This is a genomic window from Streptomyces sp. NPDC101191 (assembly GCF_044767915.1).
Classification (GTDB): domain Bacteria; phylum Actinomycetota; class Actinomycetes; order Streptomycetales; family Streptomycetaceae; genus Streptomyces.
Genome location: NZ_JBIWOU010000006.1, coordinates 194,418 through 218,730, shown reverse-complemented (window position 1 = coordinate 218,730; position 24,313 = coordinate 194,418). Strand labels below are relative to the sequence as shown.

At 73.7% G+C, this 24,313-nt stretch carries 24 protein-coding genes; 16 read left to right on the top strand and 8 right to left on the bottom strand.

The window, feature by feature from the left end:
• Positions 1-48 precede the first annotated feature (48 nt).
• A complete protein-coding gene (locus ACIRQF_RS24055; RefSeq protein WP_404094908.1) occupies positions 49-1,011 on the top strand; it encodes a helix-turn-helix transcriptional regulator in 963 nt (320 codons plus the stop codon).
• A gap of 31 nt (positions 1,012-1,042) precedes the next feature.
• Here ACIRQF_RS24055 and ACIRQF_RS24050 read toward each other — a convergent pair whose 3' ends face one another.
• Positions 1,043-1,972 carry an SDR family oxidoreductase gene (locus tag ACIRQF_RS24050; protein WP_404094905.1) on the bottom strand — a complete coding sequence of 310 codons (930 nt, stop codon included), beginning with the start codon at positions 1,970-1,972 and terminating at the stop codon, positions 1,043-1,045.
• A gap of 99 nt (positions 1,973-2,071) precedes the next feature.
• On the opposite strand from ACIRQF_RS24050, the gene ACIRQF_RS24045 reads away from it, so the two are divergent.
• The gene (locus ACIRQF_RS24045) at positions 2,072-2,593 is read left to right on the top strand and encodes a DUF4240 domain-containing protein (protein ID WP_382483773.1); all 522 of its coding nucleotides are present in this window, start codon (positions 2,072-2,074) and stop codon (positions 2,591-2,593) included.
• A 151-nt stretch (positions 2,594-2,744) separates the two neighbouring features.
• Here ACIRQF_RS24045 and ACIRQF_RS24040 read toward each other — a convergent pair whose 3' ends face one another.
• Entirely contained in the window at positions 2,745-3,539 is a 795-nt protein-coding gene (locus tag ACIRQF_RS24040) for an SDR family NAD(P)-dependent oxidoreductase (protein WP_389757649.1), read from the bottom strand.
• 118 nt (positions 3,540-3,657) lie between these two features.
• Between ACIRQF_RS24040 and ACIRQF_RS24035 the strand changes: the two genes are divergently transcribed.
• A complete protein-coding gene (locus ACIRQF_RS24035) occupies positions 3,658-4,551 on the top strand; it encodes a TetR/AcrR family transcriptional regulator (RefSeq protein WP_404094902.1) in 894 nt (297 codons plus the stop codon).
• On the opposite strand, the gene ACIRQF_RS24030 is transcribed toward ACIRQF_RS24035, so the two are convergent.
• Complete coding sequence (locus ACIRQF_RS24030; RefSeq protein WP_403531375.1) at positions 4,537-5,034, bottom strand: GNAT family N-acetyltransferase; 498 nt, start codon at positions 5,032-5,034, stop codon at positions 4,537-4,539. The genes ACIRQF_RS24035 and ACIRQF_RS24030 overlap by 15 nt on opposite strands.
• A gap of 47 nt (positions 5,035-5,081) precedes the next feature.
• On the opposite strand from ACIRQF_RS24030, the gene ACIRQF_RS24025 reads away from it, so the two are divergent.
• Both ACIRQF_RS24025 and ACIRQF_RS24020 read left to right on the top strand, forming a co-directional pair.
• A complete protein-coding gene (locus ACIRQF_RS24025; protein WP_404094900.1) occupies positions 5,082-6,020 on the top strand; it encodes a TIGR01777 family oxidoreductase in 939 nt (312 codons plus the stop codon).
• Between the two features lie 298 nt (positions 6,021-6,318).
• On the top strand, positions 6,319-7,620 hold the full coding sequence (locus ACIRQF_RS24020; RefSeq protein WP_382483756.1) for an NAD(P)/FAD-dependent oxidoreductase: 1,302 nt from the start codon (positions 6,319-6,321) through the stop codon (positions 7,618-7,620).
• A gap of 76 nt (positions 7,621-7,696) precedes the next feature.
• Here the strand turns inward: ACIRQF_RS24020 and ACIRQF_RS24015 are convergent, their stop codons facing one another.
• Positions 7,697-9,175 (bottom strand): regulator, encoded by a 1,479-nt coding sequence (locus ACIRQF_RS24015; protein ID WP_404094897.1) that lies wholly within the window; start codon positions 9,173-9,175, stop codon positions 7,697-7,699.
• A gap of 373 nt (positions 9,176-9,548) precedes the next feature.
• On the opposite strand from ACIRQF_RS24015, the gene lipB reads away from it, so the two are divergent.
• The 4 genes from lipB to ACIRQF_RS23995 all read left to right on the top strand — a co-directional run bounded on the left by lipB (position 9,549) and on the right by ACIRQF_RS23995 (position 12,618).
• Positions 9,549-10,397: a lipoyl(octanoyl) transferase LipB gene (lipB, locus tag ACIRQF_RS24010; protein ID WP_404094895.1), complete on the top strand. Its 849-nt coding sequence runs from the start codon at positions 9,549-9,551 to the stop codon at positions 10,395-10,397.
• A 149-nt stretch (positions 10,398-10,546) separates the two neighbouring features.
• Positions 10,547-11,518 (top strand): lipoyl synthase, encoded by a 972-nt coding sequence (lipA, locus tag ACIRQF_RS24005; protein ID WP_376637621.1) that lies wholly within the window; start codon positions 10,547-10,549, stop codon positions 11,516-11,518.
• 169 nt (positions 11,519-11,687) lie between these two features.
• Complete coding sequence (locus ACIRQF_RS24000) at positions 11,688-11,897, top strand: hypothetical protein (protein WP_376637620.1); 210 nt, start codon at positions 11,688-11,690, stop codon at positions 11,895-11,897.
• 10 nt (positions 11,898-11,907) lie between these two features.
• Complete coding sequence (locus ACIRQF_RS23995; protein WP_376637619.1) at positions 11,908-12,618, top strand: DUF4191 domain-containing protein; 711 nt, start codon at positions 11,908-11,910, stop codon at positions 12,616-12,618.
• A gap of 118 nt (positions 12,619-12,736) precedes the next feature.
• Here the strand turns inward: ACIRQF_RS23995 and ACIRQF_RS23990 are convergent, their stop codons facing one another.
• Positions 12,737-13,204, bottom strand: a complete 468-nt coding sequence (locus tag ACIRQF_RS23990; protein WP_376637618.1) for an RDD family protein — start codon at positions 13,202-13,204, stop codon at positions 12,737-12,739.
• 221 nt (positions 13,205-13,425) lie between these two features.
• On the opposite strand from ACIRQF_RS23990, the gene glnA reads away from it, so the two are divergent.
• From glnA to ACIRQF_RS23975, 3 genes are all read left to right on the top strand, one after another.
• Positions 13,426-14,835 (top strand): type I glutamate--ammonia ligase, encoded by a 1,410-nt coding sequence (glnA, locus tag ACIRQF_RS23985; RefSeq protein ID WP_376637617.1) that lies wholly within the window; start codon positions 13,426-13,428, stop codon positions 14,833-14,835.
• Between the two features lie 216 nt (positions 14,836-15,051).
• Positions 15,052-15,789 carry a tRNA-dependent cyclodipeptide synthase gene (locus ACIRQF_RS23980; RefSeq protein ID WP_376637616.1) on the top strand — a complete coding sequence of 246 codons (738 nt, stop codon included), beginning with the start codon at positions 15,052-15,054 and terminating at the stop codon, positions 15,787-15,789.
• On the top strand, positions 15,786-16,970 hold the full coding sequence (locus ACIRQF_RS23975) for a cytochrome P450 (RefSeq protein WP_404094890.1): 1,185 nt from the start codon (positions 15,786-15,788) through the stop codon (positions 16,968-16,970). The genes ACIRQF_RS23980 and ACIRQF_RS23975 overlap by 4 nt, the downstream gene beginning before the upstream one ends.
• A gap of 76 nt (positions 16,971-17,046) precedes the next feature.
• Here ACIRQF_RS23975 and ACIRQF_RS23970 read toward each other — a convergent pair whose 3' ends face one another.
• Positions 17,047-17,310, bottom strand: a complete 264-nt coding sequence (locus tag ACIRQF_RS23970) for a hypothetical protein (protein WP_376637634.1) — start codon at positions 17,308-17,310, stop codon at positions 17,047-17,049.
• A gap of 137 nt (positions 17,311-17,447) precedes the next feature.
• On the opposite strand from ACIRQF_RS23970, the gene ACIRQF_RS23965 reads away from it, so the two are divergent.
• The gene (locus ACIRQF_RS23965; RefSeq protein ID WP_403531362.1) at positions 17,448-17,807 is read left to right on the top strand and encodes an arsenate reductase family protein; all 360 of its coding nucleotides are present in this window, start codon (positions 17,448-17,450) and stop codon (positions 17,805-17,807) included.
• Positions 17,808-17,961: 154 nt separating this feature from the next.
• On the opposite strand, the gene ACIRQF_RS23960 is transcribed toward ACIRQF_RS23965, so the two are convergent.
• Together ACIRQF_RS23960 and ACIRQF_RS23955 are read right to left on the bottom strand one after the other, a co-directional pair.
• Positions 17,962-18,813: an alpha/beta fold hydrolase gene (locus ACIRQF_RS23960; RefSeq protein WP_404094888.1), complete on the bottom strand. Its 852-nt coding sequence runs from the start codon at positions 18,811-18,813 to the stop codon at positions 17,962-17,964.
• Positions 18,814-18,865: 52 nt separating this feature from the next.
• Positions 18,866-19,819, bottom strand: a complete 954-nt coding sequence (locus ACIRQF_RS23955; protein WP_376637612.1) for a Gfo/Idh/MocA family protein — start codon at positions 19,817-19,819, stop codon at positions 18,866-18,868.
• 424 nt (positions 19,820-20,243) lie between these two features.
• On the opposite strand from ACIRQF_RS23955, the gene ACIRQF_RS23950 reads away from it, so the two are divergent.
• The 3 genes from ACIRQF_RS23950 (at position 20,244) to glnII (ending at position 23,962) form a co-directional block, all read left to right on the top strand.
• The gene (locus tag ACIRQF_RS23950) at positions 20,244-21,659 is read left to right on the top strand and encodes a hypothetical protein (RefSeq protein ID WP_404094884.1); all 1,416 of its coding nucleotides are present in this window, start codon (positions 20,244-20,246) and stop codon (positions 21,657-21,659) included.
• Positions 21,656-22,792 carry an ARPP-2 domain-containing protein gene (locus ACIRQF_RS23945; RefSeq protein ID WP_404094881.1) on the top strand — a complete coding sequence of 379 codons (1,137 nt, stop codon included), beginning with the start codon at positions 21,656-21,658 and terminating at the stop codon, positions 22,790-22,792. The genes ACIRQF_RS23950 and ACIRQF_RS23945 overlap by 4 nt, the downstream gene beginning before the upstream one ends.
• Positions 22,793-22,930: 138 nt before the next feature.
• Positions 22,931-23,962, top strand: coding sequence for a glutamine synthetase (gene glnII / locus ACIRQF_RS23940; RefSeq protein ID WP_376637609.1), 1,032 nt, complete (start codon positions 22,931-22,933; stop codon positions 23,960-23,962).
• Positions 23,963-24,313 lie beyond the last annotated feature (351 nt).

Genomic DNA, 24,313 nt, shown 5'->3' with positions numbered 1-24,313 from the left:
CGGGCCGGGACGGGCTCGCGGCGTCCGGACGGATGGCAGGCTGGGGGCATGCGTGCCGCCCGCCTCATCAAGATGGTGCTCCTGCTGCAGTCCCGGCCGTCGATGACCGCGGCCGAACTGGCGGAGGAGCTGGAAGTGTCCGAACGGACCGTCACCCGCGACGCGTCGGCGTTGTCCGAGGCGGGCGTGCCGGTGTACGCGGACCGGGGCCGGGCGGGCGGATACCGGCTCGTCGGCGGCTACCGGACACGCCTGACGGGTCTCGCGCGCGGGGAGGCGGAGGCGCTCTTCCTGTCGGGGCTGCCGGGGGCGCTGCGGGACCTGGGGCTCGCGGACGCGGCCTCGGCGGCGCGCCTGAAGGTCTCGGCGGCGCTGCTGCCCTCGCTGCGGGACGCGCCGGAGGCGGTGGGGCGGCGCTTCCATCTGGACGCGCCGGCCTGGTACCAGGAGCCGGAGACGCCGGAGCTGCTCGCGCCGCTCGCGGAGGCGGTGTGGGACGACCGGCCGGTGCGGGCCCGCTACCGGCGGGGCGACGCCGAGGTCACGCGGGAGCTGCAGCCGTACGGGCTCGTCCTGAAGGCGGGGGTCTGGTACGTGTGCGCCCGGGCCGGCTCCTCGTACCGCACCTACCGGGTGGATCGGTTCGCCGAGGTGACGGTGGGCGAGGTGCCCTTCGAGCGGGACCCGGACTTCGATCTGGCGGCGTTCTGGACCGAGCGCTCGGCCGAGTTCACGCGCTCGCTGTTGCGGGCCGAGGTGGTGCTGCGGCTCACGGAGGCGGGCGCGCGGCGGCTGCCGTACGTGACGGACCGCGCGGCGGCCGAGGAGGCGCTGGCGGCCGGGGCCACCGAGGCGGACGGGCGGGTCCGGGCGGTGCTCCGGGTGGAGAGCGAGGAGGTGGCCTTCGGCCAGCTGCTCGGGCTGGGCCCGGAGGCGGAGGTGCTGGCCCCGGAGGCGCTCCGCGAGCGGTTCGCGGAGGCCGCCCGGGGCCTGGCCGCGCGCTACCGGTAGCCGGCCGGCACCCCGCCCTCGCCCGCCCGCCCTACCGGTAGTCCTCGACGGACACGTCCGGGTCGGTCTCCTGGGCGATCATGAAGCCCCACGCGTCCGGCCGCGAGCCGTCCGCGTCGGTGAAGCCGTACTCCCGCGCCAGCTGTCCGCTGGACAGCGACCGTCCGGTCCAGCGGGCCCGCTCGGGGTCGGCGGCGAGCGCGGCGACGGCCCTGCCCACGTAGACGGGGGACTCGGCGATCGCGAAGCCCGGCAGGTCCGCGGTGGCGTCGCGCCAGTTCTCCTCGGTGACGCCGAAGTGCCCGAGCATCTGCTCGGACCGGAGCCAGCCGGGAGTGACGGCTACGGCGGTGCCGCCGAACTCCTCCAGCTCCTTGGCGAGGCCGAAGGCCATCCGGATGGGGGCGTTCTTGGCGAGGTCGTAGAAGAGGTTCTCGCGATAGCGGGTGCCGTTGTACGCGGCGGTGCCGTCGGTGACCTCGACGACGAGTCCGCCGGGGTGGCGGATCAGCAGCGGCAGCAGGGTGTGCGAGGTGACGGCGTGCGTCTTCACGCCGAGTTCGAGCATCCGGAGGCCGTCGGCCAGGTCGATCTCCCAGGTCTTCCTGCCGAAGGACGGGCCGATGAGGTGCTCGCCGCCCCAGACGTCGTTGACGAGGACGTCGAGCCGCCCGTGCTCGCGGTCGATCCGCCCGGCCAGGGCCCGGACCCGGTCGGCCTGCAGGTGGTCGGTGGGGACGGCGACGCCCTCACCGCCGGCGGCCGTGACGAGCTCGGCGGTCTCCTCGATGGTCTCGGTGGCCCGGCCGACCTCGCTGACCCGGTCGCGGGTGGTGCGCCCGGTGACGTAGACGGTGGCTCCGGCGGCGCCGAGCTGGACGGCGATGGCGCGTCCGGCGCCGCGGGTGGCGCCGGCGACGAGGGTGACACGGCCCGCGAGGGGCTTCGTTTCCGTGGTCATGCGAGCAGCCTGGCAGGGAAATCCGACATCTCCTGTCCGGATTCTTTTCCGCCGTTTCCGGGTGCGTCGCCCCCCTCGAGCCACGATGCTTGTCCCGTGATGGACGAGACGGAGTTCTGGGAGATGATCGACTCCACCCGGGAACAGGCGGAGGGCGATCCGGACGAGCACGCCGACCTGCTCGTGGAGCGGCTGACCCTGCTGGACCCGGATTCCGTCGTCGACTTCGCCCGCCATTTCGAGGCCCGCTACAACCGCGCGTACACCTGGGACGTGTGGGGCGCGGCGACGGTGCTGCTCGACGGGGCGGGGGTCGAGGCCTTCGACTACTTCCGCTGCTGGCTGATCGGCCAGGGCCGGGAGGTCTTCGAGGGTGCGGTGCACGATCCTGACGCGCTGGCGGAACTGCTCCCCGACTTCGACGAGGAGATCGACGGGGACGGCGAGGAGCTGGGTTTCGCGGCGGACGAGGCGTACGAGCGCCTGACCGGCGCGGAGACGCCGGACCTGGGCATTCCGCCGCCGGGCGCGGAGCCGGAGGGCACCCCGTTCGACCTGGGTGACGAAGGGGTGCTCGCGGCTCGCTTCCCGCGGCTGTGGGCCCGGTTCGGTCCCGGGTGACGGGGGTACGACGGGTCCCGGGACCGAACCGGGAGCCTGTCGGCCGGCGGGCCGGAGCGCGGCGGCCCCGGGCCGTGTCGTCCGGATCGTGCCGGGCTCGCGGTGTGCGGCCTGATCCGGCCTGATCCGAAGGACACGACCCGGGCCGGCGTCAGAAGTGGGTGCCGCCGTCGATCCGGACCTCGGTGCCGGTGATGAACCGGCCGTCCTCGGAGGCGAGCATCGCGACGACGCCGGCGACGGTCTCGGGGCCTGCGAAGCCCTGGCCGAGGGCGGGGGCGAGCTTGGTGAAGAGGGACCAGTCGGTGTCCTCGGGCAGCCCGGGGCCGACGGACTGCTTGCTGGCGCCGGAGCCGTCGGTCATGCCGGAGGAGATCGAGCCGGGCTGCACGGCCGTGAAGCGGATGCCCTGCTTGGCGTACTCGGCGGCGAGCGCGTGGGTCATCGACTGGATGCCGCCCTTGCTGGCCGCGTAGGCCGCCATGTACGGGTGGGCGAACATCGCGGACGTGGAGGAGAAGTTGACGACGGCGGAGCCGTTCCCCTCCAGGAGCGCCGGTATCGCCTCGCGGATCATCAGGAAGGTGCCGGTGAGGTTGACCCGGACGACCTGCTCGAAGGCGTCGAGGGTGGTCTCGTGGGTGTGCGAGGAGCGCAGGATGCCGGCCGCGTTGACCAGGACGTCCAGGCCGCCGAGGGCGGCCACGGCGGCGGCGACGCCCTCGCGTACCGAGGTCTCGTCGCCGATGTTCACCACGACGGTGGTCAGCCGGCCGGCGGCGTCGCCGGCCTTGGCGACGGTGTCCTTGAGGCCGTCCTCGCTGATGTCGGCGGCGACCACGGTGCCGCCCTCCGCCAGCATGCGCAGCACGGTGGCCTGGCCGATGCCGGAGCCGCCGCCGGTGACGAGTGCGCGGCGTCCTTCGTAGCGGGTCAACTGGTTCATGACGACAACCTCTCGATGTCGAGTTTTCCGGGGGTGACGCCACCGTACGCCCAAGTGGCACGTTTTGCCACACCTGCATGAAATGCACGAGTGGCAGCCGGGAGCGTAGGCTGAGTACGTGAGCACGCAGCCCGGATCCCCCCGCCCGCCCCGGACCCTGACCGAGCGCCGCAAGGCCGCCACCCAGCTCGACATCGCCCGCGCCGCCGCGGAGCTGTTCACCGAGCGCGGACCCGACGACACCACCGCCGAGGACATCGCCCAGCGGGCCGGCGTCGCACTGCGCACCTTCTACCGCTACTTCCGCTCCAAGCAGGACGCCGTCGCGCCGCTCCTCGCGGGCGGCGCCGACCGCTGGCGCGCCGAGCTCGCCGCCGCCGGGCCGGTCACGGCCCTGCCGACCGCCCTGGAGCGGTCCATCGCCGACTCGCTGGCGGCCGACGGCGAGGAGGCGCAGGAGGGCCTGCGCTGGACCCGCGGCCTGCTGCGCGCGGCGGACCGGGACCCGGCGCTGAGGGCCGTCTGGTACCGGGTCAACCAGGAGTCCGAGGACCGCCTCCGCGAGGTCCTCGCCGGCCTCGCCGGGCCCGGCACCGACCCCCTGGAACTCCGGCTCGCCGCCGCCGCGGCCACCGACGCGATCCGGATCGCCCTGGAGACCTGGGCGGAGACCGACGCACCGGTACGGGGCGAGGGCGCCCCGGCGGAACTGGCGGTGCGCTGCCTGCGCGAACTGATGGGCGGCATGCGGCTCCTCGCCCCGGCGCCGCCCGGACCGGCGGCGGCCCCGGCCGCCGCGGAGGCGTCCCCCTCCGCTTCGAGGACGCCCCCCGCGGTCTCCGGGACGCCCCCGGCCGCCGCACAGGCGTCCCAGGCAGGTGTCGGGGCGCCCCCGGCCACCGCACAGGCGCCCCAGGCAGGTGTCGGGGCGCCCCCGGTCGCCCGGGACACGACCCGGCACGCTTCGGGGCGGCCCCCGACCACAGCGGGGACGCCGTCAGCCGAGCAGTGACCGGCCCATGAGGACGTCGTCCACGAACGTCCCGTCGAGCAGGAACTCCCCCGGCAGCACGCCCTCGACCGTGAAGCCCTCGGCGGCGTAGAGGGCGCGGGCCGGCGCGTTGTGGCCGAGGACCCGGAGCGTGATCCGGGTGGCGCCCTCGCCACGGGCGCGGTCCATCGCGGCGCGCAGCAGTGCGCGGGCCACCCCCCGGCCGCGGACGGACTCGGCGACGGCCAGGCCCTGGATCTGCCGGACGTGGGTGTGGCAGGCCATCGGGGTGGGCGGGACGAGCCGCAGGTAGCCGACCAGCTCCGCGCCCGTCTCCGCGACCAGGTAGTGCTCGGGCAGGTGCCGCTCGTCGTAGAAGGGCTGCCCGGGCGCCGGGGCGGGCAGCACGGCGTGGAGGTGCGACCAGGTGGCGCGGTCGAGCGCGGCGAGGGCGCGCTCGTCCGCGCGCGCCGCCCCGCGAATCCGTATCTCCGGCACCGTCATGCGGGCCACTGTGCCACGCAGGGCCGTGGAGGGGGCAGGATGGCGGCATGCAGCCCTCCTCACAGCCCCCGTCGCACCCGGCCCCGGCGTCCCGCAGGCGGGTGGCCGTCACCGGCGCGTCCGGACTCATCGGCTCCGCCCTCGTGCGCTCCCTGCGCGCCGACGGCCACGACGTGCTGCGGCTGGTCCGGCGACCGGCCGCCGCGGCCGACGAGGTCGAGTGGGACCCGGCCCGGCTGTACGTGGACACCGCCGGGCTCGTCGGGGTCGACGCGGTCGTGCACCTGGCGGGCGCGGGCGTCGGCGAGCGGCGCTGGAGCCAGGAGTACAAGAAGGAGATCCGGGACAGCCGGGTACTCGGCACCCGGGCGATCGCCGAGGCGCTCGCATCCCTCGCGACGCCGCCCGACGTACTGGTCTGCGGTACGGCCCTGGGCTACTACGGGGACACGGGCAGCCGCGCGGTGGACGAGAGCGCGCCCGCGGGCGAGGGCTTCCTCCCCTCGGTGTGCGTGGAGTGGGAGGCCGCGGCGGCGCCCGCCGGGGCGGCCGGCATCCGCGTGGCCTACGCCCGTACCGGCCTGGTGGTGGCCCGCGAGGGCGGCGCCTGGGGACGGCTCTTCCCGCTGTTCCGGGCCGGGCTCGGCGGGCGGATGGGCGACGGCAGCCAGTACTGGAGCTTCATCTCGCTGCACGACGAGGTCGCCGCGCTACGGCACCTGATGGACACGCCGGGCCTCTCGGGCGCCGTGAACCTGACCGCTCCCGAGCCGGTCACCAACCGGGAGGTGACGGCGGCGATGGGGCGCGTGCTGCACCGTCCGGCCGTCTTCCACGTACCGGCGCCCGCGCTGCGGATGGCGCTCGGGGAGTTCGCGCAGGACGTGCTCGGCAGTCAGCGGGTCCTGCCGGGACGCCTGTTGGAGACCGGTTTCGACTTCGCGTTCCCGACGATCGACGACTCGGTGCGGGCCGCGGCCCGCTGACGGGCCGCCACCTCCCGCCCTCCCGCCCGGTCACCTCCCGCCCTCCCGCCCTCCCGCCCGGTCACCTCCCGCCCTGGCGCCCCTGTCACCTTCTGTCCTGGCGCCCCTGTCACCTCCCGCCCTGGCGCCCTGTCACCTCCCGCTTCGCCGCGCGTGCGCTCCCCATGCTGCGTGCACCCCCGTCACGCGCGGCGCCCGGCGGTGGGAGCGCTGCCTAATCTCTTGCGAACTCGGGCATTCCGGGGGCGCGTCGGGGGCATAGGCCTCAAACCAGTCGCGCCGACCTGGGGAGGGGCACGTGCGCAAGGAATCGGACGTCGTCGTCGTGGGAGCCGGGCTCGCGGGGCTCGCGACGGCTCATCAGCTGACCGGAGCCGGGCTCTCGGTGACGGTCCTGGAGGCCGCGCCGCGGGTCGGCGGCCGGATGGCGACCGACACCGTCGACGGCTTCCGGCTCGACCACCTCGGACCGCTGTTCACCGTGCCGGAGGTCGAGGGCGTCCCGCTGCGCCCGTTCGCCCCGGGCGTGCTCGTGCACAGCGACGGGCGGTACGGCCGGTGGGGCGCGCCGCACGCGCCGTGGAGCACACGGGGCGCAGGGGGCTCACGGGGCGTCGCGGGGGCCCGCGGGGTGGCCCGTGCCCTGGCGGGCGCCCCACGGAATCCGGCGGTGTCGCTCGACCAGGCGCGGCTCGGCGCCTCCCTGGTGCGGCTGGCCACCACGCCGCCGCAGCGGCTGCTGACCCGCACCGAGCGGACCGCCCGCGAGGCACTGACCGCCCGGCTGCCGGCCCGCACCGTGCAGGGGGTGCTGCGCCCGTTGCTCGCCGCGCTGCTCGGGGACCCGGACCTGGCGACCTCCAGCAGGCGCGCCGATCTCGCGCTGCGGTCCTTCGCGCGGGGCCGGCTCGGCGTGCCGGAGGGCGGTGCGGGCACGCTTCCGGAGCGGCTCGCCGCGGCGCTGCCGCCGGGGACGGTCCACACCGGCGTACGGGTCACGGAGGCGTCGATCTCGCGGGTGACGACGGCCGAGCACGGGATCTTCCCCTGCCGCGCGGTGATCGTCGCGACGGGCGGGCGGACCGCGGCGGAGCTGCTGCCGGGTCTGCACGTGCCGGAGTACCAGGCGGCGACCGTGCTCCACCACACCGCCCCGGCGGCCCCCTCCGCCGACCCGGTGCTGCTCCTGGAGTCCGATCCGGGCGGCCCGGTGGCGCACACGGCGGTCATGAGCGCGGTGGACCCGACCCGTGCGCCGGCCGGCCGGACCCTGATCACCTCGACGGTCCTCGGCACCCCGCCCGACGACACGGAGCGCCGGGTGCGCAAGCACCTGGCGACGCTGTACGGGACGTCGACGGACGAGTGGGAGCTGCTGGCGCTGCACCACACGCCGTACGCCTTCCCGGCGATGCGGCCGCCGTTCGACCCCGAGCGCCCGATACGCGTCCTGGCCGGCCTCTACGTCTGCGGGGACCACCGCGCCACCGGCACCCCCGTCGGCGCCCTGTCCTCGGCACGCCGCGTCACGGCCGCCCTGCTGACCGACCTGGGGCTGCCGCTGCCCCGGACGGAGACCGGAGCGGTGAAGGCCGCGTAGGCCCTGGGTGCGTCCTCCGGAGGCACCCAGGGGACGTCGTGCCGATCGGGCTCCGGCCTGATCGACAGGGCACCCCCTAGCCGAGTGCGGCGATTCGGTCGCGGTAGGTGCGGACGGCGGGGGCGTCGCGGTAGGGCTCCAGGCGGCGCTCGAAGTCGCGGACGTACTCGACCGCGCGGGCCGAGCGCATCTCGGAGGCCTGCTGGGCGGCCTCGGCACCGAGCGCGCAAGCCTGGTCCAGCTCGCCGAGCGCGAGCCGGGCGGAGGCGAGCACGACCCGGCAGAAGAGCCGGCTGCGGGCGTAGCCGGGGGCGCGGAGCTGGAGGGCGCGCTCGGCGTGCTGGGCGGCGGCCCGGTACTGCTGGAGGTCGCGGTGGCAGTGCCCGAACTCGTCGGCGAGCTGGGCCTCGTCGAAGGACCGGGCCCAGTACGGCACCTCGTCGCCGGGCCGGGCCGCCTCCAGGGCGCGCTCGGCCCGGGCCAGCGCGGCACCGCAGGCCCGGGACTCGCCGAGGACGCCGTGCCCGCGCGCCTCGACCGCGTGCAGCAGGGCCTGGACGACGGGCGGGGCGGCGGCGCCGACGCCCTGCTGGGCGACCCGGGCGAGCTGTACGGCCTCGCGGCCGTGGCCCAGGTAGACCGCCTGGTGGCTCATGGTGACGAGGACGTACGAGCCGTAGGCCCGGTCCCCGGCCGCCTGGGCGAGCCGCAGCGCCTGGACGAAGTACCGCTGGGCGAGGCCGTGCGCGGCGATGTCGTACGAGGTCCAGCCGGCGAGCCGGGTGAGGTCGGCGGCCGCCGCGAAGAGCCGCCGCCCGACGCTCTCCCCGTACGTGCCGCGCAGCATCGGCTCCGCCTCGTGCTCCAGGTAGCGGACGAGCGCCTGGCGGGCGTGGCCGCCGCCGTAGGCGTGGTCGAGGGTGCGGAACAGCTCGCCGACCGAGCGCAGCGCGGCGATGTCGCCGCTGGAGACCCGCTGACCGGGGCCCCGGTCGGTGCCGCGCTGCCGGGGAACGGAGAACCGGCCCTGGAGCGGGACCCGCGGGTCCGGGCCCGGGGCCCTCGGTCCCGCGGCCACCGGCACGGCGCCGGAGGGCTCCCCGCGCGCCACCCGCTCGTCTGCGCGGCCGATCAGCCAGTCTCGGCTGGGGACGACGAGCCCGGCGGGGGTGAAGGCGATCTTCCGCAGCTCGGCGTGGCTTCCGGAGTCCTTGCGCCACAGCCCGCTGACGATGTCCACGGCCTCCTCGGGGGTCGCCGCGAACTCCAGCCCCGCGTAGACCGGCGCGCAGGCGTCGAGGCCGAGGTCCTGCGCGGACAGCCGGCGGCCGAGCCGGCGGGTGAAGACCTCGGCGATCAGCGCGGGCGTGGTGCCGCGCGGCTGCTGCCCGCGCAGCCAGCGGGTCACCGAGGTCTTGTCGTAGCGCAGGTCCAGCCCGTGCTCCAGGCCGAGCTGGTCCACCCGTCTGGCGAGACCCGCGTTGGAGAAACCTGCTTCGGCGATGAGCGCGGCGAGCTGGCGGTTCGGGATGCGCTGCGGGGGTCGTTCCGTCATCAGCTGTGCGGTCTCCTGCCTTCCGGGCCCGGGTGGGAGCCCGTATGGACCCTCATGGCCCTCATGGAACGGCGTGAATTTAGCGGCACCGATCGCCCAGACCGCCACCTTCGCCCCACATTCATCCGATCGTGTGAGGAACAGGAGCGAGGGTTGCCGCAGCCCGATGACCTGGGGTCCGCACCGGGGCTCACGAGGGACGGAGGCGTTCACCGGGCACCTGCGGTGCCCGGTCCGCCGCGCACCTGCCGAAGGTCCGTTCGGGCTGTCGCCGTACAGTGGCATGGGCGCGAATGACGCATGGTGCCGCGCCGGCTCCCGCCCGGGACGATCCCCGGAACCCGGTCCACGGCACCCAGGAGGAGGCAAGGCCGTGAGTGAGCTGCGATTCGTCCGTCTGGGCTTCGGCGAGGACGCCGTCGAGTACCGGGCGGCGTGGGACAAGCAGCGCGAGGTGCACGCCGCCCGGTTCGCCGACGAGGTCGAGGACACCTGTCTGCTGCTGGAGCACCCGCCGGTGTACACCGCGGGCCGGCGCACCGCGGAGAGCGAGCGCCCGCTGGACGGGACGCCGGTCGTCGACGTGGACCGCGGCGGCAAGATCACCTGGCACGGCCCCGGTCAGCTGGTCGGCTACCCGATCATGAAGCTGCCCCGCCCGGTCGACGTGGTCGCCCACGTCCGCCGCCTGGAGGAGGCGCTGATCCGCACCGCCGCCGAGTTCGGCGTGGAGACCAGCCGGGTCGAGGGCCGCAGCGGTGTGTGGGTGCTGGGCGACCCGGTCGAGCAGCGCCCGGCGCTGGGCGGTCTCTCGCTGGACTTCGACCCGCGACTGACCGACGAGGAGTTCGACCCCCGGCTGAACGGCCCGGAGTACGCCCCGTCCAACGCCGGCCAGCGCCGTGAGGACCGCAAGCTGGCGGCCATCGGCATCCGCGTCGCCAAGGGCGTCACCATGCACGGCTTCGCCCTCAACGTGAACCCGGACAACACCTGGTTCGACCGCATCATCCCGTGCGGCATCCGCGACGCGGGCGTGGCCTCCCTGGCCGGCGAGCTCGGCCGGGACATCACGATCGAGGAGGTGCTGCCGGTCGTGGAGAAGCACCTGCGGGACGTGCTGGAGAACGCGGAGCTGAAGCCGCGGCTCGTCGAGCGCGACGGCGCCGACGGGGCGGGCGCCGACGGGACGGCCCGCGAGACGGAGCAGGCCCCGGTCTAGGGGGCCGTCGTCGATCGGGCCGGGCTCGGTCGACGAAACGCCCCCTAGGAATGCCCACCCCTGGCCACGGGTTGGCCAACGGTGAAGGGCAAAGGAAGCAACGGGCGTACCCTGGTGTCCGCCGAAGAATCGAAGCTACAGGAGCCGATGTGTCCGCAGTCGCACCCGACGGACGCAAGATGCTGCGCCTGGAGGTCCGGAACAGCCAGACCCCCATCGAGCGCAAGCCCGAGTGGATCAAGACCCGGGCGAAGATGGGGCCCGAGTACAACAAGCTGCAGGGTCTCGTGAAGAGCGAGGGCCTGCACACGGTCTGCCAGGAGGCGGGCTGTCCCAACATCTTCGAGTGCTGGGAGGACCGCGAGGCGACCTTCCTCATCGGCGGCGACCAGTGCACCCGCCGCTGCGACTTCTGCCAGATCGACACCGGCAAGCCGCAGGCCCTCGACCGTGACGAGCCGCGCCGCGTGGGCGAGTCCGTCGTCACGATGGACCTGAACTACGCCACGATCACCGGCGTCGCCCGCGACGACCTGGAGGACGGCGGCGCCTGGCTGTACGCGGAGACCGTGCGCCAGATCCACCAGCAGACCGCCGAGCGGGCCGCCGGCCGTACCAAGGTCGAGCTGCTGGCCCCCGACTTCAACGCGGTGCCGGAGCTCCTGGACGAGGTCTTCGCCTCGCGCCCGGAGGTCTTCGCGCACAACGTCGAGACGGTGCCGCGGATCTTCAAGCGGATCCGCCCCGGCTTCCGCTACGAGCGCTCGCTCGAGGTCATCACCAAGGCCCGCGACTACGGTCTGGTCACGAAGTCCAACCTGATCCTCGGCATGGGCGAGACCCGTGAGGAGATCAGCGAGGCCCTGCAGCACCTGCACGACGCCGGCTGCGAGCTCATCACCATCACCCAGTACCTGCGCCCGTCCGTGCGGCACCACCCCGTGGAGCGCTGGGTGAAGCCGCAGGAGTTCGTGGAGCTGAAGGAGGAGGCCGACGAGATCGGCTTCTCCGGCGTGATGTCGGGCCCGCTGGTCCGCTCCTCGTACCGGGCCGGTCGCCTGTACCAGCAGGCGATCGAGCGGCGTGGGGCTGGCGCCGTGGACGCCTCGCAGGCCGTCTGACCCACCGCCTTCTCCGCGCCTCGCACAGATGCGGCCGTCCGTCCGGATGGCCGCATCTGTCGTGTCCGATCTCTTCATCAGTGTTTGACCGCCGGGTCACACCCTGGTAACACCGTTCTGTGAGCGTGTTCTCACTCACCGCCACCGAAGGTCACGGAGGCCCCCGCCCATGCAGGCCGCGCACATCCGAGCCACTGCGTTCCCGTCCGTCACCGACGCCCTGCGGGCCATGGAGGCCCTGCTGCTCGCCCGCGGGCAGCGCACCGCACGGCGTAACGCCTGGACGTCCGTCCTGGAGGACCGCCGCCGCGCGAAGGACCGCGTGGAGGCCCAAAACGTGATGGAGGCCGTGGCCGGTCGGGCCTCCCGGGCCACGTAAACTTCAGGACATGGCGAGGAAGGCAAACACGGGCGGCGCTGACGCCGCGAACCAGGGGCGACTGAAGCAGATCGCCCTCACGTACAAGATGACCCGGAAGGCCGACCCGAAGGTCGGTCTCGTCGTCGCGGGCGTGGGCATCGTCGTACTCGGTGTCCTCCTCGCGATCGGCTTCCTGATCGGTCACCCGGTCTACCTGGGCATTCTCGGCTTCGTCCTCGCGTTCCTCGCGATGGCGATCGTCTTCGGACGGCGCGCGGAGAAGGCCGCATTCGGGCAGATGGAGGGCCAGCCGGGCGCTGCCGCGGCGGTGCTGCAGAACATCGGGCGCGGCTGGACGGTGACCCCGGCGGTCGCGATGAACCGCAACCAGGACGTCGTGCACCGGGCGGTCGGCCGCCAGGGCATCGTGCTGGTCGGCGAGGGCAACCCGAACCGGCTGAAGCCGCTGCTCGCGGCCGAGAAGAAGAAGATGGCCCGCGTCGCGGTGGACGTACCGGTGACCGACATCGTCGTCGGCAACGACGAGGACGCCGGCCAGGTGCCGCTGAAGAAGGTCCGCACCAAGATGCTGAAGCTGCCCCGGCTGCTGTCCGGTCCGCAGGTGACGGCCGCCAACGACCGGCTGCGGGCGATGGGCGACCTGATGAGCAACATGCCGCTGCCGAAGGGTCCGATGCCGAAGGGCATGCGGATGCCGCGCGGCGGAAAGATGCGCTGAGCGCAGGAGACGAAGAAGGGGCGCCCCGGACCTGCTCGGTCCGGGGCGCCCCTTCTCGTTGTCGTCGCCGTGCGGGTCGGATCATCGCCTCGCGGTGGCTGATCCGAAAGGAAACGGCCTAGATCCGGACCTGGACGGCGCCGGAGAAGCGGTCGTGCAGGCCGCGGCCGTCGCGGTCCCAGATGAGGGCCGGGAGGGCGAGGCAGACCAGGAGGCTGCGCAGGGCGACCCGGACGATGCCGAGACGCCCGCCGTGCACCGAGACGACCCGCAGCCCGAAGAGGCGCTTGCCGGGGGTGGAGCCCACGGTGCCGACCGTGAGCACGCTCACGACCAGCAGGATCAGCAGGGCCCAGTTGCCGGTGGCCTGGTTGTAGCCGTGGGTGAGGAGGCCGTATGCGATCAACATGCAGAGGGCCCAGTCGACGGCGAGGGCGCCGAGGCGGCGGCCGGGACGGGCGATCGAGCCCGGCCCCTCCTCCGGCAGACCGAGCTGCTGCCCCCGGTAACCGAAGTCCACGCCTGCTTCTTCGGCCGCGGCGCGCGGGCCGGAGAGCCATGATCCGAGTGCTTGCCTGTTGTCCACCCGACCACGGTACTGCGACCGTTTTTGATCACTTCGGCCTGGGTGGCCGGGACCTCGCTGGGCGGCGAGGCGCACCCGCCCCGGTTAACTTCGACGAAACAAATGGGTCATGCTTGAGAAATCCCGTCTGCCTATGGTCGGGTCCTGCGTGTGCCACCGCACTGGCCGCACGACCGAGCTGCAACCCCGCCCCTCCCCGGGCCGGGAGTAGGAGGAGTTGGATGTTCCAGAACGCCGACGAGGCCAAGAAGTTCATTCAGGACAATGACGTCAAGATGGTCGATGTCCGTTTCTGCGACCTTCCGGGCGTGATGCAGCACTTCACGATCCCGGCGACGGCGTTCGACCCGTCCGACGAGCTGGCCTTCGACGGCTCGTCGATCCGCGGCTTCCAGGCCATCCACGAGTCGGACATGGCCCTGCGCGCCGACCTGTCGACGGCCCGCCTGGACCCGTTCCGCCGCGACAAGACGCTGAACATCAACTTCTTCATCCACGACCCGATCACGGGCGAGCAGTACAGCCGTGACCCGCGCAACATCGCGAAGAAGGCGGAGGCGTACCTGGCCTCCACCGGCATCGCCGACACCGCGTACTTCGGCCCCGAGGCCGAGTTCTACGTGTTCGACTCGGTCCGCTTCGAGACCTCCGCGAACCAGGGCTTCTACCACATCGACTCCGAGGCCGGCGCCTGGAACACCGGCAAGGAGGAGGACAACCGGGGCTACAAGGTCCGCTACAAGGGCGGCTACTTCCCGGCCCCGCCGGTCGACCACTTCGCCGACCTGCGCTCGGAGATGTCCCTGGAGCTGGAGAAGGTCGGCCTGCAGGTCGAGCGCCAGCACCACGAGGTCGGCACCGCCGGCCAGGCGGAGATCAACTACAAGTTCAACACGCTGCTCGCCGCGGCCGACGACCTGATGCTGTTCAAGTACATCATCAAGAACGTCGCCTGGCGCAACGGCAAGACCGCGACCTTCATGCCGAAGCCGATCTTCGGTGACAACGGCTCGGGCATGCACGTCCACCAGTCGCTGTGGTCGAACGGCGACCCGCTGTTCTACGACGAGACCGGCTACGCGGGTCTGTCGGACACCGCGCGCTACTACATCGGCGGCATCCTGAAGCACGCCCCGTCGCTGCTCGCCTTCACCAACCCGACGGTGAACTCCTACCACCGCCTGGTGCCGGGCTTCGAGGCCCCGATCAACCTGGTCTACTCGCAGCGCAACCGCTCCGCCGCCATGCGCATCCCGATCACGGGCTCGAACCCGAAGGCCAAGCGCGTCGAGTTCCGCGCGCCGGACCCGTCCTCGAACCCCTACCTCGCCTTCTCCGCCCTGCTCCTCGCGGGCCTCGACGGCGTCAAGAACAAGATCGAGCCGGCCGAGCCGATCGACAAGGACCTCTACGAGCTCGCCCCCGAGGAGCACGCGGGCGTCGCCCAGGTCCCGACCAACCTCGAGGCCGTCCTCACCGCCCTGGAGGAGGACAACGAGTACCTGCAGGCCGGCGGCGTCTTCACGCCCGACCTGATCGAGACCTGGATCGACTACAAGCGCACCCACGAGATCGCCCCGATCCAGCTGCGCCCGCACCCGCACGAGTTCGAGCTCTACTTCGACCTCTAAGCCGCAGGCTGCTGACGAGGGCCGTCATCCCTTCCGGGATGGCGGCCCTCGCCGCGTTTCCTACAGAAATGCGAACGGACGACGAACTTTCGTATATACCTGCGAGTAAGGGGTTCACTCTCCGCGACTGATCGATAGCGTGTGGTCGTCGCTGCCGCCACACCCGGAGCACAGGGCTCCGCTGGGACTAGCTGGCGCGATGAGGACTTGCCGAACGTGACTCAGGCGGCTTTCGCCCCTGCCGAGACGCTCCGACTCCAGCCGTACACCGACCACTGCCGCGTCATCGCCGACGAGGGTGCGCACGTGGTCATCGGCGTCTCACCGGGGAACAGCTATTTCACCGCCCACCGCATGCGCGAACTGGCGCGCTGGGGGCTCGACCACTACGAACGGGTCGACTTCGTCTACACCGATCTGCACGTCGCCGACATGTACGAGGCACTCGGCTACGGACCCGACGAGGCCCGCCGCAAGGCCGTGAAGAACCTGCGGGGGGTGCGGGCGAAGGTCCAGGGGGCCGTGGCGGAGGCCGACGCCGGCGGACGGCTGCGGGGCCGAGGGATGTCCGAGTTCCGCGGCGTGCCGGCCTACGACGCCCTGCACCGCGAGGTCGTGGCGGCCGTGGCCGGGGACCCGGTGGTGCGGGCGACCTGCGACGCGCTGGCCGGGATCTTCCTCGCCGGGAAGCTCACCCCCGGGCAGGAGATCACCGAGCGGCAGAAGGAGGTGTGCCGGGAGTACATCTGCGCCGAGGTGCCGCTGTTCCTCGACACCCCGGCGATCCTCGGGGTGCCGTCCTCGCTGAACGTCTACCACCAGGCCCTGCCGCTCGCCGACCTGTTGTACGCCCGGGGATCCGGGCTGCGCGCCTCGCGCAACCAGGGACACGGCATCCTCACGCCCGCCGGCTCCCCCGAATCCGCCCCGTCCCCCGAAGGAGATGCGCGATGACCCTCGCCGTCGAGACCCTGCCCGGCTTCCCCTTCGACTGGAACGGCACCCGGCTGCCCGCCGAGGTCGACGCGCTGCGCGCCGAGCCGGTGCGGAAGGTGCGGACCATCGCGGGTGACGAGGCCTGGCTGGTCTCCTCGTACGCGCTGTGCAAGCAGGTCCTGGAGGACCCGCGGTTCAGCCTGAAGGACACCTCGGCGCCCGGGGTGCCGCGGCAGTACGCGCTGACCATCCCGCCGCACGTGGTGAACAACATGGGCAACATCACGGGCGCGGGGCTGCGCAAGGCCGTGATGAAGGCGATCATCCCGAAGGCCCCGGGCCTGGAGGAGTGGCTGCGCGACAAGGCCGGGGCCCTGGTGGACGCCATGGGCGCCGAGGGGGCGCCCGGGGAGCTGCGCAGCGGCTTCGCCGACCCGTACTCGGCCGGGCTGCACTGCCGGCTCCTGGGGATCCCGGAGGAGGACGGGCCGCGGCTGCTGCGCAGCCTGGACGTGGCCTTCATGAACGCACCGCGCGAGATCGAGGCCGCCCGCCTCAACTGGGACCGGGACATCGCCTACATGGCCGAGCGGCTGGACGACCCGGCGACCGGCGGGCTGATGGCGGAGCTCGCGGCGCTGCGCGACGATCCCGAGTATGCGCACCTGACCGACGAGATGCTGGCGACGGTCGGGGTGACGCTCTTCGGGGCCGGCGTGATCTCCACCGCGGGCTTCCTGACCATGGCGCTCGTGTCGGTGCTGACCCGGCAGGACGTGCGGGAGGCGCTGGCCGGCGGCGGGGTGGTCGGCGCCATGGACGAGCTGCTGCGGGTCAACCTGTCCATCGGCGACGGGCTGCCGCGGCTCGCCCTGGAGGACGTCCGGCTCGGTGACACCCTGGTGCGGGCGGGCGAGCTGGTGCTCGTGCTCGTGGAGGCGGCCAACCACGATCCCGAGCAGTTCCCGGACCCGCTGGCCTTCCGGCCCGACCGGCAGAACGCCGCGGAGCACCTGTCCTTCGGTGGCGGCCGGCACTTCTGCCCGGCGACGGCGCTCGGCAAGCGGCACGCCGAGATCGCCCTGGAGACGCTGCTCGACCGGCTGCCGGAGCTGCGGCTCGCGGTGCCCGTCGAGCAGCTGGTGTGGCGCACCAACTTCATGAAGCGGCTGCCCGAGCGGCTGCCCGCCGCCTGGTAGCCGGCAGGGAGGACGTGGAGCGCTGCCCGGCCCGGGTGCGAATGCCGGTGCCGGGCAGCGCGTCGTGGGACGGCCCTCAGCGGCCGTAGCGGATGAGCGCGCGGACCATGTGGCAGGTGGTGTCGGAGGGCGGGTGGATGCCGAGCTGGACGGCGGTGGTGCGTATCTTGGCGTTCGTGGCCCGGGACGGCAGGTAGACGCCCGCGTCGAGCAGGGCGATCGCGAGGCGCATGGCCTTCAGCCTGCGGTTGTGGGTGACGTACCACTCGCGGGGGCGGCCCGCGGGGAGCGGCTGCCTCTGGAGCGGCTTCCAGGGTTCGAGGGACGGTGTCCGGATCATGGCGACAGCCACGGGCGACCTCCTGGCGAACGGTGGGTGGGGGCCCTCCCCGGGACCCTCACCTTCACCCCTCATTTTAGTGCCCCCCACTGACAATCGTCCCTGGCCAGACCGGCTTTGGCGGTACTTTGGGGAGCATGGAGATCTGGATCAACCCCGCCTGTTCCAAGTGCCGCAGCGCGGTGACCCTGCTGGACGCCGAGGGCGCGGACTACACCGTGCGCCGCTACCTGGAGGACGTCCCCTCACCGGACGAGATCCGGGCCGTCCTGGAGCGGCTCGGACTGGAGCCGTGGGACATCACGCGGACGCAGGAGGCGGCCGCGAAGGAGCTCGGGCTCAAGGACTGGCCGCGCGACGAGGCGAACCGGGACCGCTGGGTCGAGGCCCTCGCCGAGCACCCGAAGCTGATCCAGCGCCCGATCATCACCGCCGAGGACGGCACGGCCGTGATCGGCCGGTCCGAGGAGGCGGTGCGGGACGCGCTGTCCCGCTGACCGGCCGGTGCGGGACCGACCTCGCCGGTGCGGGTCCGCCCCCACGCCCGGATCGCCCGCCACTTCGGCGAGCCGAGCCGGCGGGGCCGACCGGCCGCCGGGGCCGACCGGCCGGTGCGGGACCGACCCGGCCGTGCGGCACGGTCCCGCCGGCTCAGCCGGCGAAGTGGCGGGCGATCCGGGCGTGGGTGCCGTCCGGGGCCGAGACGGGCAGCGTGAAGTGGCTCGCGTCGGGCAGGACCGCCGTCTCCAGACCGGGCACCGCGGCCCGGGCCCGCCGCTCCACCGCGTAGGGGTCGTGGACCCGGGTCCGGCCGGCGAGCAGGACGAGCGTCGGCGCCGTGAGCGCGGCGAGCCGTCCGGGCGCGGGCCGGGGCCCGGACACCGGGCGGGCGGTGGGGACCTGCGCGGCCAGCGCGTGCAGCCTGCGCCAGTCGGCGTCGAGCGGGGCCCCGCGCGTCTCCCAGCCGAGCAGGGCGGAGTGCCGGGCCGGTGTGGGGCGCAGCAGCACGGGCAGCGCGCGGAGGAGGAAGCGCGGGGCGAAGCCGGTGAAGCAGTTCGTCGGGTCGAGGAGCGCGAGCCGGTCCACCCGACCGGGTGCGGCGAGCGCGTAGTGGAGGGCGATCCAGGCGCCGTACGAGTGCCCGACGAGCCCGGCGGCGCCGTCGGGCGGCACGCCGAGGGCGTCGAGCAGCGCGTCGAGCCAGCCGGTGAGGTCGTCGGCGGTACGGATCGGACGGGCCGGGTCGGGGACGCTGCGCCCCGGCTCGCCCACCAGGTCCACGGCGTGGACGCGGTGGGTGGCACCGAGCGCGGCGGCCGTCCCGTACCACCCGGTGGCGGTGGCGCCGCCGCCCGGCAGCAGGAGGACGGGCGGGGCGTCCGCGGGCCCGTGGCTGATGACGTGGGTCGCGCCGTAGGGGGTGGGCAGCATGGCCGTGCCGGTGCCCCGCGGCCACGAGCCGAGCACCGCGTCGTAGGCGAGGTCGAAGGCCTCCCGAGTCATGTGCTCCCCCTCCGGCCGTTCGCCCCCGAGCGGATCGAACGCGAACGGCACCCTACCCGTGCGGTGTCCCGGGATCACCGGTGCCGTCCCCGCGGCTCCGGAGCGACGCCTCGGCCTGCGCCTCCGCCTCCGCGAGGATCTCGGTGAGCCGGGCGCCGAAGCGGACGTCGCAGGGGTGCGGCTCACCCGTCCGGATCGTGTCCAGGAGGGCGTCCACCGCACCCGCGAAGGCGCCCAGGGCACCGTCCCAGCCCGGCATCGTGGTCCGGCCGTGCTCGCCGTAGAGGGAGAGCGCGGCCTCCGAGGCGCCGGGCGGGGCACTGAGGGTGAGCGTGGCGGTGCTGCTCGCGCCCGAGGTGTGACGGAGCACCAGATGGCGGGTGTCCGCCGGGCCGGCGGCGCAGGTCACCGAGGTGACGTCGCCGAGCACCGGCAGGTAGACGGAGAGGACGTGCGGGCCCACGTCCCACAGGCCGCCCTTCTCCCGCCGCCAGGGCGAGGCGGCGTACGCACTGTCCGAGCCAGGCGCGAACAGCGAGCCCAGCCAGTGCGCCTCGCCGAGGAACCAGCCGCCCGCCGCCGCCTGTTCGTCGATCCAGCGGGCGGTGGACTCGGCGAAGCGCAGGGTGCAGAAGACGACCGACGCGACCCCGGCCGCCGTCACCGCGCCGGACAGCTCGCGGGCCGCCGCCACGGTCGTCGCCACCGGCTTGTCGAGGATCACATGGCAGCCGGCCGCCGCGGCCCGCATCGCGAGCGGCGCCTGGACGTCCGGGGGCAGGGCCAGGGCGACGGCGTCGCTCGCCTCGAACAGCGCGTCCACGTCCTCGTACGCCCGGGTCCCGCACGCGGCCGCCAGCGCGGCGGCGGCCTCGGGGCGTCTCCCCCACACCCCGCTGAACTCCACGCCCGGGTGCGCCGCGAGGGCCGGCCCGTGGGTGCGCTCGGCCCAGGGGCCGCTGCCGAGAAGACCGATACGGGGCCGGGCGCCAGGAAGCTTCGTCATGCCCCCAGTCTGCCGGTCCGGTCCGCCGCCCGGCTCCGGGATCCCCCCGGCCCGGCCCCGGCCCCGGGCCGGGCGCACGCCCGGGGAACGCACCGGACCCGGCCGCCGGGCACCGGATCGCGGCCGCCGTCGACGTCCGTTGGCCCGGTCGGCGACGCCCGCCGACGGCGCGGGCCAACGGCGCGGGCCGGGGGCGGCGGGCCCGGGGCGGCGGGCCGCGGGCGCGGGCGGCGGGCCGCGGGCGCGGGCGGGGGGCGGCGGCCCGCGAGGCGGGAAATCCGGTGGAGGCCCTCCCCACCCCCGGTGTTAGCGTTTCCGCGCCGGCCGCGGGACTCCGGTGCGACTTCCGGGACCTGCCTCTGAAGCAACGTATTCGCTGTTCGCGCCCCCATTCCCCGGCCGGCACCCTGCCAAGGAGGGGACCATGTCCGACCTGATCGCCGCCGAGGACGTCCTGCTCTTCGTCAACGCGGCCGTCACCGCGACCGGCCAGCGCGAGTTCCGCTCCTCCGCCGAGGAGCAGCGGCTCTCGCTCGGCTTCGTCCACGAGTACGTCCGCGTCAACTACCGCCCGCTGTACGCCGCGACGCTCGCGCTGGACGTCAACGACCACAACGCCGCCCTGATCGTCGAGCAGTTGCTCCGCTCCCCGGGCGAGGCGGGCCCCGTCGAAGGGCGGCTGATCGCCGCGCGGCTCGCGAAGCTGCCGCCGCAGCGGGTCTACCGGCTGTTCGGCGTCCTGCGGGCCGCCGGGGTCAACAACCGGCGCACCCGGGCGATCGTGCGCGACTGGCTGGCGGGCCGCGACCTGGCGCACGACGCCGTGAAGTACCGGTCCGGGCTGAAGGCCGCCGCCCGCCACGCGCATCTGCCGTTGCCCCGGTCCGCGGAGTCCGGGGCGGAGCTGGGCGACTTCCTCTTCGCGCCCGGCCGTCGCGCCCGCTACGCGCACCCCACCCTGGAGGCGTTCCGCCGGGCGCGCCACGAGCAGGGAGCGCTGTACGAGCTGCCGTTCACGGTGGCCGAGGGGTTCGCCGCCCGGCACGGGGTGCCCCGCGAGGTGTTCCTGGAGCGGATGGCGCCGCGGATGACGCGCCTGGAGCGGCTGCGCACCCGCGCGGCCGGGCCGGGCACCGACCTGTCGGTGATGCCGCTAACCCGGCTCGCGCTGTACGTGCTGTCCCTCCCGTTCGGGGAGAGGGCGCGGCGGCGGGCCGAGCTGACCGGGGCCCTGCGGACGGCCGCGCGGCGGGTGGCGGGGCCGCACGCCGGGCGCTGGGGCAGGGTGGCGGCGGTGCTCGACGACAGCTGGTCGGCTTCCGGTTCCGGGGTGAAGCGGCGCCGGCCGCTGGCGGTCGCGCTCGGCTGTCACTTCCTCCTGGAGGCGCTGGCCGCGCCGGGCGCGTACACGGCGCACTGGACCTCGGGCGGGCGCGATCCGCTGCTGGTCCGCCCGTGGGGGCCGACCCCGCTCGGGACGCGGATCCTCGATGCCCTGGAGGACGCGCCGGAGCGACTGGTGATCGTCTCGGACGGCTGGGACAACGCGCCGCCCGGGCTCGCCGGCGAGGTGCTGCGGGTGTGGCGGTCGCGGCTCGATCCGGAGCGCCGGACGGGCGTGGTGCATGTGAACCCCGTATACGACGCCGGTGTCTTCGACGTGCGCCGGCTGGCGCCCGGGGTGCCGACGGCGGGCATCCGGGACGCGGAGGACCTGCCGGCGCTGGTGGAGATCGCGCGCTTCGCCGAGGGCCGCGAGGGGCTGCCGGCGCTGCGGGCGTATCTGGACCGCCGGGTGGAGCTGTTCCTGGGGACGGCATCGGAGGAGGCACGGGCATGACCCGGATCGATCTGACCGGGCTCACCGTCCGGCCCGCACAGGTGTGGGGCGGGGTGCGGCTCGTCCCCCTCGTGCGGGACGAGCCGGTGGCCGGCCTGCGGCTGCGCCGTGAGGTCTACGCCGGCGGACCGTGGGGCGACACGGTGGAGGTCGGCGACGGCACCTCGTACACCTCCTACATTCCGCACGGCTTCGTCGCCGACTGGTCCGGTTCGGGCGCGGAGGCCGCCGCCTACGGGACCCGGCTGGGGACCGAGCCACCGGTCGCGGTCCCGGTGCGGCGGCTCGCCCGCCGCCGCCGGGGCGAGTCCCGGCTGCGGTTCCTGCCGCTCCACCTCGCCCTGGAGGGGTATCTGGCGCTGCACTTCGGCGGGCCGTCCGTGGTGTGGGACGAGTGGTCCCGGGAGGCGGTGCGGCGCGGGCTGTCGCCGCGGGCGGAGGCGGCCTACGCGGGGTGGCAGGTGCCGGGGCTCGCCGAGGCCCTGCGGGTCTTCGAGATCCATCCGGGGCAGTGCGGGATGCTGCTGTACGTGGCCGACGCCCTGGCCGCGGCCTTCGTGGTGCCGCACCCCGACGACTACCGGCTGCTGCACCCGACGCTGGTGGAGGACCTCTTCGGGGAGCTGGTGCACCAGTACGCGCTCTACGGCTCCCCCGTGGCGGACTTCACGACGTCGCTGGACGCCGGCGCCGTGCGTTCGCTCGCGGATCTGCGCCGTGCCGCCCACGCGCAGGAACGGGCCTGGGCCCAGGCGCACGACGGGCTGATGGCGCGGGACCTCCTGGAGACCCCGTACGCCTTCGAGCGGGTCCACCGGATGGGCGGCTTCCGGCTCTACCGCTTCCTGCCGCCGTTCCTGCGCACCGGGCAGGAGCAGCACATCGGCGAGCTGATCTGCGACCACAAGGGGCGGACGCTCTATCTGAAGACCTTCCGGCTGTCGGAGAACCAGATCCGGCGGGGGTACCTGCTGCGCCGGCTCGCGGACTGCGACTGGCACCTGGACCGTACGGCGGAGGCGCTCGGCACCTCGTACGCCGAGGTGGTGGCGCGGATCCGGCGGGCCGGCTTCGGCTCCCTGCTGGACGCGCACGTCGTCGCACGGCGGCTGCGCGAAAAGCAGGAAGGCTGAGTAACACGGGGTTCACAATCGGGCAACCGACGGGAAATCCCGTGTTGCGAAGCTGCGCACGACGCAGACACCGCCACCGCAGCTCTCGCAACGTCGCGAGCCGCCGCCCGGCACCCGCATGCCAAAGGATGAGGCCCCGTGACCTTCAAGGCTGAGTACATCTGGATCGACGGCACCGAGCCGACCGCGAAGCTTCGCTCCAAGACGAAGATCATCGCGGGCGAGGGCCTGCCGCTGGAGGAGCTGCCGATCTGGGGCTTCGACGGCTCCAGCACGAACCAGGCCAAGGGTCACGCCTCGGACCGCGTCCTCAAGCCGGTCTTCTCCTGCCCCGACCCGATCCGCGGCGGCGCCGACATCCTGGTGATGTGCGAGGTCCTCAACACGGACATGACGCCGCACGAGACCAACACGCGTGCCGCGCTGGCCGAGGTGTACGCGAAGTACGCCGCCCAGGAGCCGATCTTCGGCATCGAGCAGGAGTACACCTTCTTCGACGGCGAGCGTCCGCTCGGCTTCCCCGTCGGCGGCTTCCCGGCTCCGCAGGGCGGCTACTACTGCGGTGTCGGCGCCGACGAGATCTTCGGCCGTCCGATCGTCGAGGCGCACCTGGAGAACTGCCTCAAGGCCGGTCTGGGCATCTCCGGCATCAACGCCGAGGTCATGCCGGGCCAGTGGGAGTTCCAGGTCGGCCCGCTGGCGCCGCTGGAGGTCGCCGACCAGCTGTGGGTGGCCCGCTGGCTGCTCTACCGCACGGCCGAGGACTTCAACGTCTCCGCGACCCTGGACCCGAAGCCGGTGAAGGGCGACTGGAACGGCGCCGGCGCGCACACCAACTTCTCCACGAAGGCGATGCGCGAGGGCTACGACGCGATCATCACCGCGTGCGAGTCGCTCGGCGAGGGCTCGAAGCCGCTCGACCACGTCAAGAACTACGGCGCCGGCATCGACGCCCGACTGACCGGTCTGCACGAGACCGCCCCGTGGGACGAGTACTCCTACGGCGTCTCCGACCGCGGCGCCTCGGTCCGCATCCCGTGGCAGGTGGAGCAGGACCGGAAGGGCTACATCGAGGACCGCCGTCCGAACGCCAACGTGGACCCGTACACGGTGACCCGCCTCCTGGTGGACACCTGCTGCGAGGCCCTGGAGAAGGCCGGCCAGGTCTGAGACCGGTCCGGTCCCCGCACTCCGAGGAGGGCGTCCCCGCCGTCGTACGCGACGGCGGGGACGCCCTCCTCGCGTTGTCGGCACGCGCGCGGGTCCGTCTTCAGGCTCCGCCGGGACGGAGATTCCGGGCGGGCGATCCTCGTCACGGGGCCCGACTGACGCGGGCGTCCGGCGGGTTGAGCGTCCCAGGGACCGAACGTCCGGCGTCCCAGTGGCCGAACAGGGGGTCCTCAGGTGGATTCCCTGCTGGTTTAATAGGGATATGGCCAGCATGCAGAACGACACCGCGACGGGTCGCCACGACCTCGAGCCGTTCTGGCCTTCCCGGCAGCACCACGACTTCGACCGGTG

Bases quoted from the DNA above. Each gene is read 5' to 3' on its own strand.
- ACIRQF_RS23970 (WP_376637634.1), bottom strand. From the start codon at position 17,310: ATGATCCGGACACCGTCCCTCGAACCCTGGAAGCCGCTCCAGAGGCAG.
- ACIRQF_RS24000 (WP_376637620.1), top strand. From the start codon at position 11,688: ATGCAGGCCGCGCACATCCGAGCCACTGCGTTCCCGTCCGTCACCGAC.
- ACIRQF_RS24055 (WP_404094908.1), top strand. From the start codon at position 49: ATGCGTGCCGCCCGCCTCATCAAGATGGTGCTCCTGCTGCAGTCCCGG.
- ACIRQF_RS23965 (WP_403531362.1), top strand. From the start codon at position 17,448: ATGGAGATCTGGATCAACCCCGCCTGTTCCAAGTGCCGCAGCGCGGTG.
- glnA (WP_376637617.1), top strand. From the start codon at position 13,426: ATGTTCCAGAACGCCGACGAGGCCAAGAAGTTCATTCAGGACAATGAC.
- ACIRQF_RS23995 (WP_376637619.1), top strand. From the start codon at position 11,908: ATGGCGAGGAAGGCAAACACGGGCGGCGCTGACGCCGCGAACCAGGGG.
- ACIRQF_RS24045 (WP_382483773.1), top strand. From the start codon at position 2,072: ATGGACGAGACGGAGTTCTGGGAGATGATCGACTCCACCCGGGAACAG.
- ACIRQF_RS23955 (WP_376637612.1), bottom strand. From the start codon at position 19,819: ATGACGAAGCTTCCTGGCGCCCGGCCCCGTATCGGTCTTCTCGGCAGC.
- ACIRQF_RS24040 (WP_389757649.1), bottom strand. From the start codon at position 3,539: ATGAACCAGTTGACCCGCTACGAAGGACGCCGCGCACTCGTCACCGGC.
- ACIRQF_RS24025 (WP_404094900.1), top strand. From the start codon at position 5,082: ATGCAGCCCTCCTCACAGCCCCCGTCGCACCCGGCCCCGGCGTCCCGC.
- ACIRQF_RS24050 (WP_404094905.1), bottom strand. From the start codon at position 1,972: ATGACCACGGAAACGAAGCCCCTCGCGGGCCGTGTCACCCTCGTCGCC.
- ACIRQF_RS24015 (WP_404094897.1), bottom strand. From the start codon at position 9,175: ATGACGGAACGACCCCCGCAGCGCATCCCGAACCGCCAGCTCGCCGCG.
- ACIRQF_RS23950 (WP_404094884.1), top strand. From the start codon at position 20,244: ATGTCCGACCTGATCGCCGCCGAGGACGTCCTGCTCTTCGTCAACGCG.
- ACIRQF_RS23945 (WP_404094881.1), top strand. From the start codon at position 21,656: ATGACCCGGATCGATCTGACCGGGCTCACCGTCCGGCCCGCACAGGTG.
- ACIRQF_RS23975 (WP_404094890.1), top strand. From the start codon at position 15,786: ATGACCCTCGCCGTCGAGACCCTGCCCGGCTTCCCCTTCGACTGGAAC.
- ACIRQF_RS24030 (WP_403531375.1), bottom strand. From the start codon at position 5,034: ATGACGGTGCCGGAGATACGGATTCGCGGGGCGGCGCGCGCGGACGAG.
- ACIRQF_RS23960 (WP_404094888.1), bottom strand. From the start codon at position 18,813: ATGACTCGGGAGGCCTTCGACCTCGCCTACGACGCGGTGCTCGGCTCG.